Origin of the sequence: Pseudorhodoferax sp. Leaf274, from assembly GCF_001422445.1 — a bacterium.
Taxonomy (GTDB): Bacteria; Pseudomonadota; Gammaproteobacteria; order Burkholderiales; family Burkholderiaceae_C; genus Pseudorhodoferax.
Genome location: NZ_LMNA01000029.1, coordinates 73,488 through 91,351 on the forward strand (window position 1 = coordinate 73,488; position 17,864 = coordinate 91,351).

Below are 17,864 nucleotides of genomic sequence, written 5' to 3' on the forward strand. Positions count from 1 at the left end.
TTCGGTTCATCTCAAAGCGTGTAGCGAAAGCCCTCGACCAGCGCGCCGGGGGCGCGCATGCCGCCCAGGGCGCGCTGCGAATAGGTGGAGGTGGCCGGCGCGATCTCGGTCTCGCGCGACAGTGCCAGCAGCTGCTGCGGACCCAGCGCCTCGTACAGGCTCTGGTCCCAGCGCAGGTCGGCCGCCAGGGGGCCGGCGATCTCGCCGTCCTGCACCCAGAAGCAGGCATAGCGCGTCATGCCGGTCACGCGGGCCGAGGCCGGGTCGCTCCAGTTCAGGTAGTGCAGGTTGGCCACGTACAGGCCGGTGCCGAGCGCCTGCAGCACGGCGTCCTGCGCCAGGCTGCCGGGTGCGATATCCGGCGCGCGCAGGAACTCGCCGGCGTCTGCGCCGTTGGCGACCAGGCCGTGCTCGCGCGCCGTGCGCGCGCTGACCAGCAGGTTCTGCAGCCGGCCGCCGGCCAGCAGCGGCAGGCGTTCGGGGCTGGTCTCGCCGCGGCTGTTGAAGCGCGGCGCCAGGCCCATGCCGAAGTTCTCGTCCAGCTGCAGCAGCGGCGAGAGCTGCAGCTCGCCTTCGATCAGGCGCTTCATCGGGCTGCGTCCCTGCTTCCACGCGTCGGCCGACAGGCCGCGCCAGCCCAGCATGCCGACGAGTTCGGCAAAGGCCTGCGGCGCCAGCCAGGTGCGCCAGGCGCCCGGGGCCACGTGCTGCGCTGGCCGGCGCAGCAGGGCCAGCTGCGCCGCGGTGTGGGCCAGGTGCGTGGACCAGGCCTCGGGCTCCCAGGCCGTGCCGGCGTAGACGCCCTTGGCCGCGCGCTGGCCTTCGTAGAGCGAATAGTCCAGGAAGAAGCTCTGCGTGCCGAACCAGTGCGCGCTGCCGCACGAGCTGCGGTGGCCGCGCACCACGCTGCCGCCGGCGTACAGGCCGGCCAGGTCCAGCGTGCCGGCGTGCGCGGCCATGGCGTGCAGCACTTGCGCGGCGCTCGGCAGGTTGCCTGTGAACTGCGCGTGGCTGCGGCCTTCGTCGCGCAGCGCGACCAGGTGGGGATCGGGCGGCAGCTGCGCGGCCTGCGCACGCGCCTGCGCCAGCAGCGCCAGCACCGCGGGCAGATCGCGCGCGGGCCGGCCCGACAGCACGCCGCTGCACTCCACGCTGCGGCCGTCGCGCTGCAGCAGCAGCGCGAGCCGGGCCTGCTGCACCTCGGTGTTCTGGCGCAGCCGGCCGGCGTTCAGGCGCAGGAACAGGCTGTCTTCGGCGTCGAGGTTGAGCGCGAGCGCCTCGCCCGGCGCCAGCACGTCGAACAGCGCATCGGCCAGCCGCGCGAACCGTGCCTCCTGCAGTACCTCGACATCGCTCATGCGCCTCCCCCGAACACCTCGACCCCGCGGAACAGACAGGGCGGCGCGGCGTGGCCGACGCGGATGATCTGGTTCGGCTCGCCCTTGCCGCAGTACGGCGTGCCGTAGGCCGCGTCGTCGCGGCCGACGCCGGCCAGGCGGTTCCAGAAGTCGACGGTGACGCCGCGGTAGTTGGGATTGCGCACGACGCCGGTGAGCCGTCCGCGTTCGATGCGCTGGCCCCATTCGCAGCCGAACTGGAACTTGTTGCGGTAGTCGTCGATGGACCAGGAGCGGTTGGTCGCCATCAGGATGCCGTCGTCGACCTGCGCGATCAGTTCGTCCAGCGTTGCATCGCCGGGTTCGAGGTCGATGTTGGCCATGCGGTCGATCGGTGCGCGGTTCCAGGAACTGGCGCGGAAGTTCGCCACGCCGGGCAGCCCCGAGCGGGCCTGCGATTCCAGCGAGCCCAGCCCGCGGCGCAGGATGCCGTGCTCGATCAGCCGTTCGCGCCGGGCGGGGTTGCCGGCGTCGTCCCAGCCGTAGCTGGCCAGCGCATGGTCGCGGCCGGGGTCGAAGCAGACGTTCATCAGCGGCGAGCCGTAGCGCAGCACGCCGAAATCGCCGGGCTGCACGAAGCTCCAGCCGGCGTAGTTGCGCTCGTCGCCGAGGATGCGGTCCAGCTCCAGCGGATGGCCGATGGATTCGTGGATCTGCAACATCATCTGGTCCGGCATCAGCAGCAGGTCCATGCGGCCGGTCGGGCAGTCGGGCGCCTGCAGCAGCACCAGCGCCTCGTGCGCGATGCGGCGGCCCTCGGACCCGGCCTGCGCCAGGTCCAGGGCCTCGGCGCCCCACTGGCCGGTGCGCGACCAGCTGCGCGTCTGCGACTGCATGCCTTCGGCGGCGGTGGCCTGCAGGCCGATGTCGACGAACTGCCAGCGCTGGTCGAGGTCGGCCCCGTTCGTGGACAGGTAGCGCTGCTGCGTCTGCACCAGCGAGGCGTGGGCGTTGCGCGTGACGAGGCGCGCATCGTCGCTGCGCATCGCAGCGCTGGCGGCCAGCAGGTAGGCCAGCACGCGGGCGGTGTCGGCGCCGGCGAGCGGCTCGCGGTGGGCGCTGGCGAAGCGGCCCTGCACGGGCGGGCGCTGGGCCTGGTCGAAGGCATGCAGCCGCTGGGCGGCGGCGGCGCGCGTGGTGGCTGCGGCGCGGGCCAGTGCGGCGCGCAGGCCTTCGGTGCTGGTGTCGGCCGTGCCCGCATAGCCGATCTGGCCGTCGACCATGACCTCGCACATGGCGCCTTCGTCGTGCGCGCTGCCGTTGCCCAGTGGCTGGTCGTTGCGCACGCCGTGGTAGGCGGCCTGCTCGCGCACATGGCGCACGGCGGCCCAGCTGCAGCCAGGGGGCAGCGTGTCGAGCGCGGCCACCATGGCGTGGGTGGGGTCGGCGGCGGCGTTCATTGCTTGGACAGGAAGTCGGCGCGCAGCCGCGCGCGCAGCTCCTTGCGGCTGGTCTTGCCGACCGCCGTCTGGTCGAAGGCGGCCACGAAGACGATCTGGTCGGGGATCTTGAAGGCGGCCACGCCGCGTCCGCGCATCCAGGCCTTGATCTCGGGCGGGCGCGGCTTGCTGCTGCTGTCGTCGCCGCGCGGGATCACGAAGGCGCAGATGCGTTCGCCCAGGTACTCGTCGGGGATGGAGACCACGGCCACGTCGAACACCTGCGGGTGCGCGAGCAGGTGGTCTTCCACCTCCTCGGCCGAGATCTTCTCGCCGGCGCGGTTGATGTGGTCGTGCGCGCGGCCCTGCACCACGAGGTAGCCCCCGGGCCGGCGCAGCACCATGTCGCCGGTGCGGTAGAAGCCATCGGCCGTGAAACTGCGCGCGTTGGCGGCGTCGTCGTTGTGGTAGCCGCGGATGGTGTAGGGGCCGCGCGTGAGCAGGTAGCCCACCTCGCCCTCGGGCACGGGGTTGCCGGCGTCGTCCACCACCAGCACTTCGTCGTCGGGGCTGATCGGGCGGCCCTGCGTGCCGAGGATGGTGTCCTCGTCGTCGTCCAGCCGCGTGTAGTTGACCAGGCCCTCTGCCATGCCGAAGACCTGCTGCAGGCGGGCCGGCAGGCCGGCCACCACGCGGCGCGCGGCCTCGGGCGTGAGCTTGGCGCCGCCGACCTGCAGCACGCGCAGGCTGGACAGGTCGTGCGGCGTGCTGGCCGCGGCCTGCGCCCACAGCAGCGCCAGCGGCGGCACCAGGCCGACGTCGGTCACACGCTCGCGCGCGACCAGCGCGAACGCCGCTTCGGGCGCGGGCGAGGGCGACAGCACCACGGTGCCGCCGGCATGGAACACGCCGAACGCGCCGGGCGAGCTCATCGGGAAGTTGTGCGCGGCCGGCAGCGCGACGAGGTAGACCGAATCTTCGCGGATGCCGCAGATGGCGTTGGATGCGCGAAAGCTGTAGATGTAGTCGTCGTGCGTGCGCGGGATCAGCTTGGAGAGACCCGTGGAGCCGCCCGAGATCTGCAGGAAGGCGACGGACTGCGGGTCCGGGTCTTCCCTGGGCAGCAGCGCAGGGTCGCCGGCCAGGCTGTCGAGCGCGGTGAACTCCGCCGCGTCGCCGACCACCACGACCTCGCGCAGGCCGATGCCGAGCGCCAGGATCTCACGGGCCAGGCTGCGGTGGTCGAAGCCGTCGTACCTGTCGGCCACGACATAGGCCGCGGCCTGGGCCTTGCGCACGAAGTGGGCGATCTCGGTGCTGCGGTGCGCGGGCAGCGCGTAGACCGGCACCAGGCCGGCGCGGAACAGGCCGAACACCACGGCGTAAAAAGCCGCGATGTTGCCCAGCTGCACCACCACGCGCTCGCCGGGCTGCAGGCCGCGCGCCAGCAGGCCGGCGGCGATGGTCTCGGCGCGGCGGTGCAGCTCGGCATAGGTCCAGCGGTCGTCGCCGCCGACGATGGCGGTGCGTTCGGCAAAGCGCTCGGCGCGTTCACGCAACAGGGCAGGGAAGGTCTCGCCGCGCCAGTGGCCCGCGGCGCGGTAGCGCGCGACGAGCTCGGCGGGCCAGGTCTGGCGCAGGGGGATCGGTTTGTCAGTCATGCAGTGGCCGTGCGCCGCAGGCGCACGAAGGAAAAGAAGGCCAGCGACCACAGGCCCAGGCCCACCAGCAGGTAGGGCAGGGCGGGCGAGACGCGGTACAGCAGCGTGCCGACGATGGGGCCCAGCACCATGCCCAGGCCTTGCGCGGCCGACAGCGTGCCGGCGGCCGCGCCCTGTTCGTGCGGCTGCACGGCGTTGGCGGCCATCGCCTGGAAGTTCGGGAAGATCAGGCCCATGCCGAAGGCCGCCACGCCGTAGCTGGCCCACAGCATGGCCGGCGACCGCGCGGCCGCCACACTGGCAAAGCCGATGCCGGCCACCAGCGCGCCCAGCACGATCCAGCGCGCCAGCGGCACGGTCTTGCAGCGCACCACGCACTGCTGCGAGACGACCAGCGCGCAGCCCACGCAGGTCAGCGCCAGGCCGGCCACGCGCGCGCCCTGGTCCACGGGCAGGCCGAGCCGGTCGATGGCGAAGAAGCCGACCAGCACCTGCGCGATGGAGACAGAGCCCATGGCCGTGAAGCCGGTCAGCGTGGCCACGCGCAGCCGGGCGTCGAACAGGCCCATGGGCCGGGCACCGGGCGGGCGCCGGGCGGCTGCGGGCCTGCCGCCTGGCAGCAGCAGCCAGACCACGGCCAGCGCGACGACGGGCAGCATGGCCGCGGCGTACAGGGCGAGCGAGAGGTCGTGCCGGGCAAGCCAGCCCGCCGCAGCCGGGCCCAGCACCAGGCCCAGCGCGTTGGCCGAACCCAGCTTGGCCATGGCGGCCGGGCGCTCGCGGGGCTGCGTGTGGTCGGCCACCACGGCGGCGGCGGTCGGCGGCACGGCGGCGTAGAAGGCGCCGATCATGGCGCGCGCGCCGACGAGCAGGGCCAGCGCGGCCAGGCCGCCGATCTTCTGGTGCAGGGCGAGGTCGATGCCCACCGCGAGCGCCCAGTAGGCGATGGCGAAGGCCGCGAAGCCGACCAGCAGCACGGGCTTGCGGCCGCGCCGGTCGCCCACGCCGCCCCACCAGCGGGCCAGCAGCATCCAGAGCAGGCCGCCGGCCGTGACCGACAGGCCGGCAACCCATTCGGGCAGCGCCAGGCGGCGCACGATGGGGCCGACCACGGCGACGAAGGCCATCATGGCCATGGTGCCCGTGAGCGCGGCGAAGACCAGCGGGCCCACGGGCGGGCGCGTGGCGGGGGTGGCGTTCGGGGAGGTGGCTTGCATGCTCACGCGGCGGCGAAGGCCAGCGTCGGCGGGATCGAGGCCGGCCGCATAGCGCCGTGGCCGACGCCCGGGAAGGTCTGGAACGTGAGGTCCAAGCCTGCGCGCAGGGCCAGGCGCTCGGCCAGCCGGGGCGTGGCGTCGCTCAGCATGGCGCGGCGGTTGAACGCGGTGTCGTCCATGCCCGGCCGCTGCGAACGGGTGGCGGTGCCGGCGCCGCCCGCCATCAGCAGCAGCTGGGTGCGGCGGTCGGCTGGCAACGGGCGCGCCCGGTCCTGCACCGACAGCATGAAGCCGTCGTGCCACCACAGAGATGGATCGGCCGCGGCATAGCGCGCGAACAGCGCCGGCCGTGTGAACAGCGCGTACAGCGCGAGCAGGCCGCCATAGGAGTGTCCCCACAGCGTGCTGCGGGCCGGATCGCAGCGCACGCGGCGGTGCACCTCGGGCAGCACCTGCTGCGCGACGAGGTCCAGGAACAGGTCCGCACCGCCGCCGGTGCGCTGGCGGCTCGCGTCGTCCCAGGTCGGGTTCTCGCCCGGCACGGGCGGCGTGTAGTCGAAGGCGCGCGCTGCCACGTCCAGGCCCTGCGGGCTTTCATGGCCCAGCGTGGCGATGGCCAGCGGGCGGCCGCTGGCGGCCTGGCGCGCCAGCACCTCGTCGGTGAGGGCGGCGAACGCGGCGTTGCCGTCCAGCATCACGAGCAGCGGGTGGCCGCCAGCCGGCGGCGCGGCGTGGGGCAGCACCAGCTGCACGCGGTAGCGGCGCTGCCCGTCGGCGGACACCAGTTCGAAGCGCTCGCTCCGGTGGGGCGCCGGTGCCGGCCGGGCGGCGGTGCAGGCTTGCAGGCCTGCGCCGGCCAGCGCCAGCAGCAGGCTGCGGCGCGGCCACGCGGGAAGGGAGGACAAAGGACTGGGGATCGCCACGGAATCGAAGAGCAGCAAGGGCGGCACGCCGGCCACCGGTTTCGACCATCGGGCCGGCACTGCTTCTAGATGAGAATTATTTGTACTGACCAATTTTAGGCGCCGCGGATGGCCATCCGGCCCATCAGGCCTTTGCTTCGCAATACTTTGCATTGGCGTAGGGCCGGCGGTGGCGGCGGCCGCGGGGCCCTGTGGCAACATCCGCGGTTTGCCCTGCAATTAGGAATCGTTCGTGAATAAAAGCCTGCACCGCCTCGTCGTCGCGTGCGGCCTGGTGCTGTCGCTGCTTGCGGCCCTGCTGGCACCACCGGCCGTGGCCGCCGAGCTCACCGACCTGCGTGGCCGCAAGGTCACCGTGCCGGACGCCGTGCGCAAGATCACCATCGACGACGGGCGCTTCCTGGTCGCGCTGTCGCTGATCCAGCCCGACCCCGTGAAGTGGCTGGCCGCCTGGCCGCGCGACGTGCACCGCATCGGCGACGCCACCTACGCGCAGTTCCTGACCAAGTTCCCGGCGCTGCGCGGCGTGCCGCAGGTGGCGTCCTCGGCCGGCAGCTTCAACCTGGAGGCCGTGCTGGCTGCCGCGCCCGACGTGGCCGTGGTCTCGGTCGGCTCCGGGCCCACCGATGCGCAGATCGCGCAGCTGCAGGCCGCCGGCATCCCGGTGGTGTTCATCGACTTCTTCGACAACCCGTTCAGGAACCAGGAGCCCAGCCTGCGCATCCTGGGCCAGCTGACGGGCGGCCAGGCCAAGGCCGAAGCCTTCGTCGCGTTCCGCCGCGAACACGTGGACAGGATCGCCCAGCGCGTGGCCAGGCTCGCGCCCACGGCCCGGCCCACGGTGTTCCTCGAAGCCCATGCCGGCATGACGGGCGACTGCTGCAATTCGCCCGGCAAGGGCAACATGGGCGAATACATCGACTTCGTCGGTGGCCACAACATCGGCGCCGACGTGCTCAAGAGTCCCACGGGCAAGCTCAACATCGAATACGTGATGTCGCGCGACCCCAAGGTCTACATCGCCACGGGCGGCGCGCACCTGGAGAAGGCCGGTGGCCTGGTGCTGGGCGCGGGCTACGACGCGGCGCGCGCGCGCGCCTCGCTGGCGGCCGTGACGCAGCGCCAGGGCATCGCGCAGCTGTCGGCGGTCAAGACCGGGCAGGCCTTCGGGCTGGCGCACCAGCTGATCAACTCGCCGATCGACATCGTGGCGATCGAGGCCTTCGCGACCTGGATCCACCCAGAACTGTTCAAGGACGTCGACCCGGCGAAGACGCTGGCCGAGATCAACCGCAATTTCCTCGCGGTGCCGTACCAGGGCGCGGGCTGGACCTCCCTCAAATGAGCGCCACGCTGCCCGTGAACGCGAGCGACGTGCTGGCGGCCTACCGCCGCCTGGTCGTGCGCCGCATGCTGATCGTGGCCGGCCTGGCCGTGCTGTGCGTGGCGGCGTTTGCGCTCGACCTCGTCACCGGCCCTTCGGCGCTGACGGCGGGGCAGGTGCTGGGCGGCATCCTGTCGCCCGAGACGCTGAGCCTGCCGCAGCAGGCCATCGTGTGGCAGGTGCGCCTGCCGTACGCGCTGATGGCGGTGCTGGTGGGCGCCGCCCTGTCGCTGGCCGGCGCGGAGATGCAGACCATCCTGAACAATCCGCTGGCCAGCCCTTTCACGCTGGGCGTGTCGTCGGCCGCCTCGTTCGGCGCGGCGCTGGCCATCGTGCTGGGCATCAGCCTGCCGTTCGTGCCGCTGCAATGGATGGTGCCGCTCAATGCCTTCCTTTTTGCGTTCGGCTCGGTGCTGCTGCTGCAACTGATGGCCCGGCGCCGCAGTGCGGGCGTGGAGACCGTGGTGCTGCTGGGCATCGCGCTGGTGTTCGCGTTCAACGCGCTGGTGGCGCTGGTGCAGTTCCTGTCGTCGCAGGAGGCGCTGCAGCAACTGGTGTTCTGGAGCATGGGTTCGCTGTCGCGCGCGACCTGGAGCCATGTCGGCGTGCTGGCCGCGGTGCTCGCGCTGGTCGTGCCGTTCTCGCTGCAGGCCGCGGGCCGGCTGACCTCGCTGCGCCTGGGCGAAGACCGCGCGCGCAGCTTCGGCGTGGACGTGGGCCGGCTGCGCTTCCTCGCGCTGCTGCGCGTGAGCCTGCTGGCCGCGACCTCGGTGGCTTTCGCGGGCACCATCGGCTTCATCGGCCTGGTCGGCCCGCACATGGCGCGGCTGCTGCTGGGCGAGGACCACCGCTTCCTGCTGCCGGCCAGCGTGCTGTGCGGCGCGCTGGTCATGTCGCTGGCCTCGGTGGCCAGCAAGACGCTGGTGCCGGGCGCGATCATGCCGGTGGGCATCGTGACGGCCATCGTCGGCGTGCCGGTGTTCCTGTTCCTGATCTTCCGCGGCCGGGATCGCGCATGAAGCAGGACGGCACATTGCAGGTGCGCGGCCTGTCCACCGGCTACCGCGACCGCCAGATCATCCAGGGCCTGGACCTGCCGGAGCTGCGCGCTGGCGAAGTGCATTCCCTGGTCGGCCCCAACGCCGCCGGCAAGAGCACGCTGATGCGCGCCCTGGCCGGCCTGCAGGCTGCCAGCGGTTCCGTCCGTCTGGGCGGCCAGGAACTGGTGGGCCTGCCGCTGGCCGAACATGCGCGCCGCGTGACCTACATGCCGCAGACGCTGCCGCAGGGCGTGGCGCTGTCGGTGCTCGAAAGCGTGCTGGGCGCGCTGCGCGCCTCGTCCACGGGCGATCCCGCGAACGACGGCATGCAGGCCAGCCAGCGCCGTGCGGTGGCCATCCTCGAACGCATCGGCATCCTGCGCCTGGCGATGGAGGGGCTGGACCACCTGTCCGGCGGCCAGCGCCAGCTGGTGTCGCTGGCCCAGGCTCTGGTGCGCGAGCCGCGCGTGCTGCTGCTGGACGAGCCCATCAGCGCGCTCGACCTGCAGCACCAGCTGCGCGTGATGCGGCTGGTGCAGGAGCTCGCGCGCGAGCGCGGCATGATCGCCATCATGGTGTTGCACGACCTGCAGATCGCCGCGCGCTGGTCCGATGGCATCGTGATGCTGTCGCAGGGCGCGGTGGTGGCCACCGGCACGCCGGCCGAGGCCATCACGCCGGCCTCGCTGGCCAAGGTCTACGGCGTGCAGGCGCGCGTGGAGCATTGCTCGCGCGGCGGCTTGCAGATCATGGTGGACGACGTGCTGTGAGCGCCGCGCCGGGCCGCCCCAAGCAAGCTCGCTCCCCCGCGGGGGGACAGGCCGCAGGCCGAAGGGGGCATCGATGAGCGCCGCGCCGGGCCGCCCCCAGCAAGCTCGCTCCCCCGCGGGGGGACAGGCCGCAGGCCGAAGGGGGCCTCGATGAGCACGTGCTGGTCGCCTGCCGAACTGGCCGGCGCGCAGACGCGGCGCTGGCAGGCCCAGGCCAATGGCCGGGCCTACCGCGTCAGCGTCTGGGTGCCGCCCGGTACGCCGCCGGCGGGCGGCTTCCCGCTGGTCTGCGTGCTGGACGCCAACGCGCTGTTCGGCACCTTCGTCGAGCTGGTGCAGCGCTCCAGCCGGCGGCCCGATGCCACCGGCATCGTGCCGACCGCCGTGGTCGGCATCGCGCACGACGCGGACGCGCTCTTCGCCGAGGCGCAGCGCCGTCTCGACTTCACGGCCGGCCCGCCGGCCGATGGGTCCGTGGCTGGCGGCGTGGGCGGCGCGCCGGCCTTCCTGTCCTTCATCGCCGACGAGCTGCTGCCGGCGCTGCGTGCCGACCGGCCGTTGGACGCCGCGCGCCAGACGCTGTTCGGCCACTCGCTCGCGGGCCATTTCGTGTTGCAGGCGCTGGCCGCGCGGCCGCAGGCCTTTCGCACCTGGGCTGCCATCAGCCCGTCGGTCTGGTGGGACGAGGCTGGCCTGCGTGCGGCTCTTGCGGCCAATCTTGCCGCGGCGTTGCCTGGCCGACCGGGCCCGCGCGTGTTCATGGCGGCCGGCGCCTGGGAGGACGAGGTGCCACCCTGGCAGCGCCAGCACCCCGGCTACGACCAACTGGTCGCGCGCCGCGCGCAGCGCCGCATGGTCGGCAGCGCCCAGGCGCTCGCCGCGGAGCTGCAGGCCTGGCTGGGCGCGGAGCGGATCGCGTTCCGCGTGTTTCCCGACGAGGACCACGCCTCGGTGGTCATGGTCGCGGCGCAGCGCGTGCTGCGTTTCTGTTCCGCCTGAAAACAGGAACGCCCCGGTTCCCCGGGGCGTTTTCCAGGGGCGCTGTGCCGCTCAGCGCACCGTGATGCGGCCGATGCGGTCGCCTTCGCCGTCTTCCGAGCCGCGGGCCTTGTTGACCGTGAAGGCCGTGCCCTTGCCGTCCAGCGCGACGTGGTTGGGGAAGCTGCCCACGTCCAGGTTGCCGAGGATCTTGCCTTCCGCGTCCAGGATGGTCACCGTGTCGCTGGCGCGGTTGGCCGCGTAGACGAGACGGCGGACGGGGTCGAAGCTCACGTTCAGCGTGCCGGCGCCCACCTTCACGTCCCGCAGCGTCTTGCCGGTCTTGGCGTCGACGATGACCACGTTGTCCGAACCCTGCGCGGCCACGAAGATGCGGTCGGTCTGCGCGTCGTAGGCGATGCCGGAGGCCGACACGGCGGCCTCGACCGGGAAGACCTTCTCGACCGTGTCGGTCCGGGTGTTGACGATGGCGACCTCGCCGCCCGAGCTGACGACGAACAAGCGGCTGCTGGCCTGGTCCAGTGCCAGGCTCATGGGCGAGAAGTCCTTGGCCTGCGGACCGCGCAGGCTGGTCTGGATCGGGATGTTCTTCAGCAGCGCCGGGCTCTTGGTGTTGAACACGGCGATGCGCGGCTCGCCGACGGGCGAGGCGTAGGCCTTGCCCTGCACGCCGTCCACGAGGATGTCGCGCGCGTGCGGCACCACGCCGGGCTCGAACTGCTTGACGATGGCCAGGTCGGACTGGCGGTACACGGCCACGGTGTCCTGGCGCGTGTTGGTGACCCAGACGTTGCCGTTGGCATCGTCCACGCCCACCCCATACACCGCGTACAGGCCGGGCAGGGCCGGTGCGTTGGCCGCGGGCGCAGGCGCGCCGGGGCGAGCCGGCGGCGTGGGGGCCACGGGTGCCGTCACGCGCTGTTCGATGGCCAGCGTCTGGGCGTTGACCTTCACGAGTTCGCTGCGCGTGACGGGCGGGCGGCCCACGGCCGAGGTCACGAACACGCGGTCGGTCTTGGCCGAGTAGCCCGCCTGGTACAGGCCCGGCACCAGCGCCTGCGACTGCACGTTGAAGCGTTCCTGGCCCGACAGTGGCACGTCCGGGGAGATCTTCAGCGGCACCAGCAGCGAGGCGGCCGGCTCGGCGGCGCTGGCCACGAGCGAATAGCGTCCCACATCGGCATCGGCCGGCAACACGAACTGGGTGCGGAAATTGCCGTCCTTGTCGGCCGTGGCGGTCTGGCCCAGCACGACGCCGCCATAGCTCACGGTGACCTTCTGGCCCGGCTTGAAGTCACGGCCGGCAAGCTGGACGGGCTTGCCGGCCAGCACCACGGGCGTGTCCGTCACGCTGATGCGGCCCTTGAAGGCGGCATCCTGCGCGTTGAACTGCGGGCCCGAGGCACAGGCCGCCAGGCCCAGGGCCATGGCCACGGCCAGCGCGGTCTGCACAGGGCGGGCCCACACGGCGGACGTGTTGGCGGCAGGACGGCGGTTGTTCATGCAATCTTCCTTGTGGTTGAAAAAAAGAGGGGCGGCCGCCGGAGGCGGCGCTGCAGCTTGCGCAGGACCGGGCCAGCCGATTGCGCAATCAGGGATGAGAATGATTTGTATTGGCCAAGAATTCTAAATGTGACGTGGCCGGTCACAGGGCCGAATGCCCCTACTTCGCAATTCTTTGCAATGCGCCAGGATTCGTGGGTGCCTGCGGCGCGGGCCCCCTCACGTCGACGACACCTTCAGAACAGCTGGCCTGTCGTGTCCACCGGCTCCGCGCGCTCGGCGATCTCGCCGGGCCGTGCCAGCGCGCCCACGCGCACGCCCAGCAGCCGCAGCCGCCGCTCCAGCGGCACGCGCTTGAGGCACTGGCCCGCCGTCTGCCGGATCTGGCGCGCATCGGCCGTGTGCACCGCGATGGTCTGGTCGCGCGTGACGATCTTGAAATCGTCGAAGCGCAGCTTGATCCCGATGGTCTTGCCCACGTAGCCCTTGCGCTGCAGGTCTTGCGCGAGCTTCTCGCACAGCTGCGTGAAGATCGCAGACAGCGCGGCGCGGTCGCGCACGGCGTGCAGGTCGCGGTCGAAGGTGGTTTCGCGGCTCATGGAGACAGGCTCGCTCTCGGTCACCACGGGCCGGCTGTCGCGGCCCCAGGCGGCCTCGTGCATCCAGGCACCGTAGGCGCGGCCGAAGTGCTCGACCAGCCAGGCGCGCTCCTTGGCGGCGAGTTCGCCGATGGTGGTGATGCCCAGCGCCTGCAGCCTGGCATCGGCCTTGGGGCCGATGCCGTTGATCTTGCGCGCCGGCAGCGGCCAGATGCGGCTTTCCAGATCGGCCTCGTGCACGATGGAGATGCCGCCCGGTTTGTCGAACTCGCTGGCCATCTTGGCGATGAGCTTGTTCGGCGCCACGCCGATGGAGCAGGTCAGGCCCGTGCGCTCGAAGATGGATTTCTGGATCAGCCGGGCGAGCACGCGGCCGCCCTCGCGCTGGCCGCCGGGCACCTCGGTGAAGTCGATGTAGACCTCGTCCACGCCGCGGTCTTCCATGAGCGGCGCGATCTCCAGGATGGTGGCCTTGAAGGCGCGCGAGAAGCGCCGGTACTCGTCGAAGTCCACCGGCAGCAGGATGGCCTGTGGGCACAGCTTGGCGGCCTTCATCATGCCCATCGCCGAACCCACGCCGAACGCGCGGGCGGGGTAGGTGGCCGTGGTGATGACGCCGCGGCCCACGTAGTCGCCCAGCCGCGGAAACTCCGCGACCGGCAAGTCCTCGCGCTGCGCCAGCACGCTGTCGGCGCGGCGCCGGCCGCCGCCGATCACGAGCGGCAGGCCCTTGAGCTGCGGATAGCGCAGCAGCTCGACGGAGGCGTAGAACGCGTCCATGTCGAGGTGGGCGATGCGGCGGGTCAAGGGCGGCGTCGGATGCAAGGCCGCGAGCATACGTGCTGCCTGCAAGACGCCCCTGGCCGGGCCCAACGGTATACAGGCGGCGCAGTTGGGCCGATTGGCGCAGGGGCCGTCGGCCCTGTCGCTATCATCGCCCCCGACCCCACCCCCTCGGAGCCCATTTCCATGACGTCCGAACCGGACCTCGTTGACGCTGCCCGCCGCCTGCTCGGCGGCCTGCAGGCCTTGTTCGACACCGCTGTGTCGGCAGTGGCGCAGCGCTGCAGCAGCGGCCCCGGACGGCTCGACCCGGCCGCGCTGGACGCGGCCCAGGGTGTCTCCTACGAGCTGGCCTGGGCCAGTGCCGAACTGCTGGCCGCGCAGACCGTGTTGCAGGCACCGGCCGATGCGGGCCTGGACCGCGCACTGGCACTGCTGTTCGCGGCCGAGGCCATGCGTTCGGTGCAGGCGCGGCTGGAGTCCGTGGCCATCGACGCGGACCTGGACGGCGCGCCGCTGCGCGCCTGGAACGCCGATCCGCAGTGGCCTGCCTTGCGCCGCGCCGTGGCCGGCCCCGCCGCGCTGACGGCGGCGGCGCATGCGCTCGCCGCGGCCGAGTCCGAGATCGGTCCGGTCGCGGTCAGCGAGGAAGTGGCCATGGCGCGCGATGCGTTCCGCCGCTTCGGCTTCGAGGTGGTGGCACCGCTGGCCGCCGAGATCCACGCGCACGACCTGACCATCCCAGAGACGATCCTCGGCCCGCTGCGCGAGATGGGCGTGTTCGGCCTGTCGATCCCGCAGGAATATGGCGGCAGCGCGCCCGGCCAGCACGACGACACGGCCATGATGATCGCCGTGACCGAGGCGCTGTCCGAAGCCTCGCTGGGCGCGGCCGGCAGCCTGATCACGCGGCCCGAGATCCTGTCGCGCGCGCTGCTCGCGGGCGGCACCGAGGAACAGAAGCAGCAGTTCCTGCCGAAGATCGCCGCTGGCGAGCCGCTCTGCGCGATCGCCATGACCGAGCCCGACCATGGCTCGGACGTGGCCAGCCTGGCGCTCAAGGCCACGCGCGTGGCCGGCGGCTGGCGGCTGGACGGCGCCAAGACCTGGTGCACCTTCGCCGGCAAGGCGGGCCTGCTCATGGTCGTGGCGCGCACCAATCCCGACAAGGCGGCCGGCTACAAGGGCCTGTCCATCCTGCTGGTCGAGAAGCCCTCGACCGAAGAGCACACCTTCGACTTCCGGCCCCAGCTGTCGACGGGCGGCGGCGGCCGCCTGCGCGGCCGGGCCATCCCCACCATCGGCTACCGCGGTATGCACTCCTACGAACTCGCGTTCGAGGATTTCTTCGTGCCCGACAGCCATGTGCTGGGCGGCGAGGCCGGACTGGGCAAGGGCTTTTACTTCAACATGGCCGGCATGGTCGGCGGGCGCATGCAGACCTCGGCGCGCGCCACCGGCGTGATGCGCGCCGCGCTGCGCGAGGCGCTGCGCTACACGCAGGACCGCAAGGTCTTCGGCCAGCCGCTGATCGACTTTCCGCTCACGCAGTCCAAGCTGGCGCACATGGCCGCGCGCCTGGCGGCCTGCCGCCAGACCGCGTATGCCGTCGGCAACCGGCTGGAGGCCGCGGGCGGCCGCATCGAGGCCGCGCAGATCAAGCTGCTGGCCTGCCGCTCCGCAGAACTGCTCACGCGCGAAGCCCTGCAGCTGCATGGCGGCATGGGCTATGCCGAAGAGACGCCCGTGAGCCGCTACTTCGTGGACGCGCGCGTGCTGTCCATCTTCGAGGGCGCCGAGGAAACCCTGGCGCTCAAGGTCATCGCGCGCGGCCTGTTCGAGAAGGCCCTGGCCTGACCGCATTCACCTTTTTGTTCAACGTTTCACCACTGCTCTAGGAATCCGTCATGGCAGAGACCAAGCCCAAGATCATCTACACCCTCACCGACGAGGCGCCGCTGCTGGCGACGCATTCCTTCCTGCCCATCGTGCGTGCCTTCGCCGAGTCGGCCGGCATCGACGTGGAAACCAGCGACATCTCGGTGGCAGGCCGCATCCTGGGCCAGTTCCCCGAGCTGCTGACCGAAGAACAGCGTGTGCCCGACAACCTGACCGAGCTGGGCAAGCTCACGCTCAAGCCCTCGGCCAACATCATCAAGCTGCCCAACATCAGCGCCTCGGTGGCCCAGCTGAAGGCCGCCATCAAGGAACTGCAGGACAAGGGCTACAAGATCCCGGACTACCCCGAGAACGCCAAGACCGACGAAGAGAAGGACATTCGCGCGCGCTACAACAAGTGCACGGGCTCGGCCGTGAACCCGGTGCTGCGCGAGGGCAACTCCGACCGCCGCGCACCCAAGGCCGTCAAGGAATACGCGCGCAAGAACCCGCACAGCATGGCCGAGTGGAGCCAGGCGTCTCGCTCGCATGTGTCGCACATGCACGGCGGCGACTTCTACCACGGCGAGAAGTCCATGACGCTGGACCGCCCGCGCGAGGTGAAGATGGAGCTCATCACCAAGAGCGGCAAGGCCATCGTGCTCAAGCCCAAGGTCTCGCTGCTGGACCGCGAGATCATCGACTCGATGTTCATGAGCAAGAAGGCGCTCGTGGCCTTCTATGAGAAGGAGATCGAGGACGCGCACAAGACCGGCGTGATGTTCTCACTGCACGTCAAGGCCACGATGATGAAGGTGTCGCACCCCATCGTGTTCGGCCACTGCGTGAAGATCTTCTACAAGGAAGCCTTCGAGAAGCACGCCAAGCTGTTCGAGGAGCTGGGCGTCAACGTCAACAACGGCATGGTCGACCTGTACAACAAGATCGCCACGCTGCCGCAGAGCAAGCAGGACGAAATCAAGCGCGACCTGCACGCCTGCCACGAAGGCCGGCCCGAGCTGGCCATGGTCGACTCGGCCAAGGGCATCACCAACTTCCACTCGCCCAACGACATCATCGTGGACGCATCGATGCCCGCGGCCATCCGCAACGGCGGCAAGATGTGGGGCGCCGACGGCCGCCTGAAGGACGTCAAGGCCGTGATGCCCGAGTCCACCTTCGCCCGCATCTACCAGGAGATCATCAACTTCTGCAAGTGGCACGGCGCGTTCGACCCCAAGACCATGGGCACCGTGCCCAACGTGGGCCTGATGGCGCAGCAGGCCGAGGAATACGGCTCGCACGACAAGACCTTCGAGATCGCCGAAGACGGCGTGGCCAACATCACCGACCTCAACACGGGCGAGGTGCTGCTGAGCCAGAACGTCGAGGCCGGCGACATCTGGCGCATGTGCCAGGTCAAGGACGCCGCCATCCGCGACTGGGTCAAGCTGGCCGTCACGCGGGCGCGCAACTCGGGCATGCCGGTGGTGTTCTGGCTCGACCAGTACCGCCCGCACGAGGCGCAGATGATCACCAAGGTCAAGATGTACCTGCACGAGCACAACACGCAGGGCCTGGACATCCAGATCATGAGCCAGGTGCGCGCCATGCGCTACACGCTGGAGCGCGTGATCCGCGGCCTGGACACCATCAGCGCCACGGGCAACATCCTGCGCGACTACCTGACCGACCTGTTCCCCATCATGGAGCTGGGCACCTCGGCCAAGATGCTGTCCATCGTGCCGCTGATGGCCGGCGGCGGCATGTACGAGACGGGTGCCGGCGGCTCCGCGCCCAAGCACGTGCAGCAGCTGGTGGAGGAGAACCACCTGCGCTGGGATTCGCTGGGCGAGTTCCTGGCGCTGGCGGTGAGCCTGGAAGAGCTGGGCATCAAGAACAACAACGCCAAGGCGAAGCTCGTGGCCAAGGCGCTGGACGCGGCCACCGGCAAGCTGCTGGACAACAACAAGGGTCCGAGCCCCAAGACGGGCCAGATCGACAACCGCGGCAGCCACTTCTACATCGCGCTGTACTGGGCGCAGGAACTGGCCGCGCAGACGGAAGACAAGGAGCTGGCCGCCAGGTTCGCGCCGCTGGCCAAGACGCTCACCGAGCAGGAGGCCACCATCGCCCAGGAACTGGTCGAGGTGCAGGGCAAGCCGGTGGACATCGGCGGCTACTACAAGCTCGACGAGGCCAAGGCCGCAGCCGTGATGCGCCCCAGCAAGACGCTGAACGACGCGCTAGCGGCACTGACGGCCTGAGCGCCAGGGCTTGTCATGGAGGGCTGGGAGCGAAAGCTCCCGGCCCTTTTTTCATAGGCACGAG

At 71.1% G+C, this 17,864-nt stretch carries 13 protein-coding genes; 6 read left to right on the forward strand and 7 right to left on the reverse strand.

What is annotated here, in order from left to right:
• Positions 1–11 precede the first annotated feature (11 nt).
• The 5 genes from ASF44_RS25800 to ASF44_RS25820 are packed head-to-tail and all read right to left on the reverse strand — an operon-like array spanning position 12 to position 6,559.
• The gene (locus ASF44_RS25800) at positions 12–1,358 is read right to left on the reverse strand and encodes a metallopeptidase TldD-related protein (protein ID WP_056902141.1); all 1,347 of its coding nucleotides are present in this window, start codon (positions 1,356–1,358) and stop codon (positions 12–14) included.
• Positions 1,355–2,767 (reverse strand): TldD/PmbA family protein, encoded by a 1,413-nt coding sequence (locus ASF44_RS25805; RefSeq protein WP_056902326.1) that lies wholly within the window; start codon positions 2,765–2,767, stop codon positions 1,355–1,357. The genes ASF44_RS25800 and ASF44_RS25805 overlap by 4 nt, the downstream gene beginning before the upstream one ends.
• A 26-nt stretch (positions 2,768–2,793) precedes the next feature.
• Entirely contained in the window at positions 2,794–4,437 is a 1,644-nt protein-coding gene (locus ASF44_RS25810; protein WP_056902142.1) for a (2,3-dihydroxybenzoyl)adenylate synthase, read from the reverse strand.
• Positions 4,434–5,654, reverse strand: a complete 1,221-nt coding sequence (locus ASF44_RS25815) for an MFS transporter (RefSeq protein WP_056902143.1) — start codon at positions 5,652–5,654, stop codon at positions 4,434–4,436. The genes ASF44_RS25810 and ASF44_RS25815 overlap by 4 nt, the downstream gene beginning before the upstream one ends.
• 2 nt (positions 5,655–5,656) lie before the next feature.
• Positions 5,657–6,559: an alpha/beta hydrolase gene (locus tag ASF44_RS25820; protein ID WP_162243872.1), complete on the reverse strand. Its 903-nt coding sequence runs from the start codon at positions 6,557–6,559 to the stop codon at positions 5,657–5,659.
• A gap of 250 nt (positions 6,560–6,809) precedes the next feature.
• Here ASF44_RS25820 and ASF44_RS25825 point away from each other — a divergent pair, with 250 nt between their 5' ends.
• The 4 genes from ASF44_RS25825 to ASF44_RS25840 all read left to right on the forward strand — a co-directional run bounded on the left by ASF44_RS25825 (position 6,810) and on the right by ASF44_RS25840 (position 10,770).
• A complete protein-coding gene (locus ASF44_RS25825) occupies positions 6,810–7,922 on the forward strand; it encodes an ABC transporter substrate-binding protein (protein WP_200930658.1) in 1,113 nt (370 codons plus the stop codon).
• Positions 7,919–8,980, forward strand: coding sequence for an iron ABC transporter permease (locus ASF44_RS25830; protein WP_056902146.1), 1,062 nt, complete (start codon positions 7,919–7,921; stop codon positions 8,978–8,980). The genes ASF44_RS25825 and ASF44_RS25830 overlap by 4 nt, the downstream gene beginning before the upstream one ends.
• Positions 8,977–9,771: an ABC transporter ATP-binding protein gene (locus ASF44_RS25835; RefSeq protein WP_056902147.1), complete on the forward strand. Its 795-nt coding sequence runs from the start codon at positions 8,977–8,979 to the stop codon at positions 9,769–9,771. The genes ASF44_RS25830 and ASF44_RS25835 overlap by 4 nt, the downstream gene beginning before the upstream one ends.
• 150 nt (positions 9,772–9,921) lie before the next feature.
• Positions 9,922–10,770 (forward strand): alpha/beta hydrolase, encoded by an 849-nt coding sequence (locus ASF44_RS25840; RefSeq protein ID WP_056902148.1) that lies wholly within the window; start codon positions 9,922–9,924, stop codon positions 10,768–10,770.
• A gap of 51 nt (positions 10,771–10,821) precedes the next feature.
• Here ASF44_RS25840 and ASF44_RS25845 read toward each other — a convergent pair whose 3' ends face one another.
• Both ASF44_RS25845 and ASF44_RS25850 read right to left on the reverse strand, forming a co-directional pair.
• Complete coding sequence (locus ASF44_RS25845) at positions 10,822–12,273, reverse strand: YncE family protein (protein ID WP_056902149.1); 1,452 nt, start codon at positions 12,271–12,273, stop codon at positions 10,822–10,824.
• Positions 12,274–12,509: 236 nt separating this feature from the next.
• A complete protein-coding gene (locus ASF44_RS25850) occupies positions 12,510–13,709 on the reverse strand; it encodes a DNA polymerase IV (protein ID WP_056902150.1) in 1,200 nt (399 codons plus the stop codon).
• A 132-nt stretch (positions 13,710–13,841) separates the two neighbouring features.
• On the opposite strand from ASF44_RS25850, the gene ASF44_RS25855 reads away from it, so the two are divergent.
• Both ASF44_RS25855 and ASF44_RS25860 read left to right on the forward strand, forming a co-directional pair.
• Positions 13,842–15,512 carry an acyl-CoA dehydrogenase family protein gene (locus ASF44_RS25855; protein ID WP_056902151.1) on the forward strand — a complete coding sequence of 557 codons (1,671 nt, stop codon included), beginning with the start codon at positions 13,842–13,844 and terminating at the stop codon, positions 15,510–15,512.
• A gap of 50 nt (positions 15,513–15,562) precedes the next feature.
• Complete coding sequence (locus ASF44_RS25860; protein ID WP_056902152.1) at positions 15,563–17,800, forward strand: NADP-dependent isocitrate dehydrogenase; 2,238 nt, start codon at positions 15,563–15,565, stop codon at positions 17,798–17,800.
• Positions 17,801–17,864 lie beyond the last annotated feature (64 nt).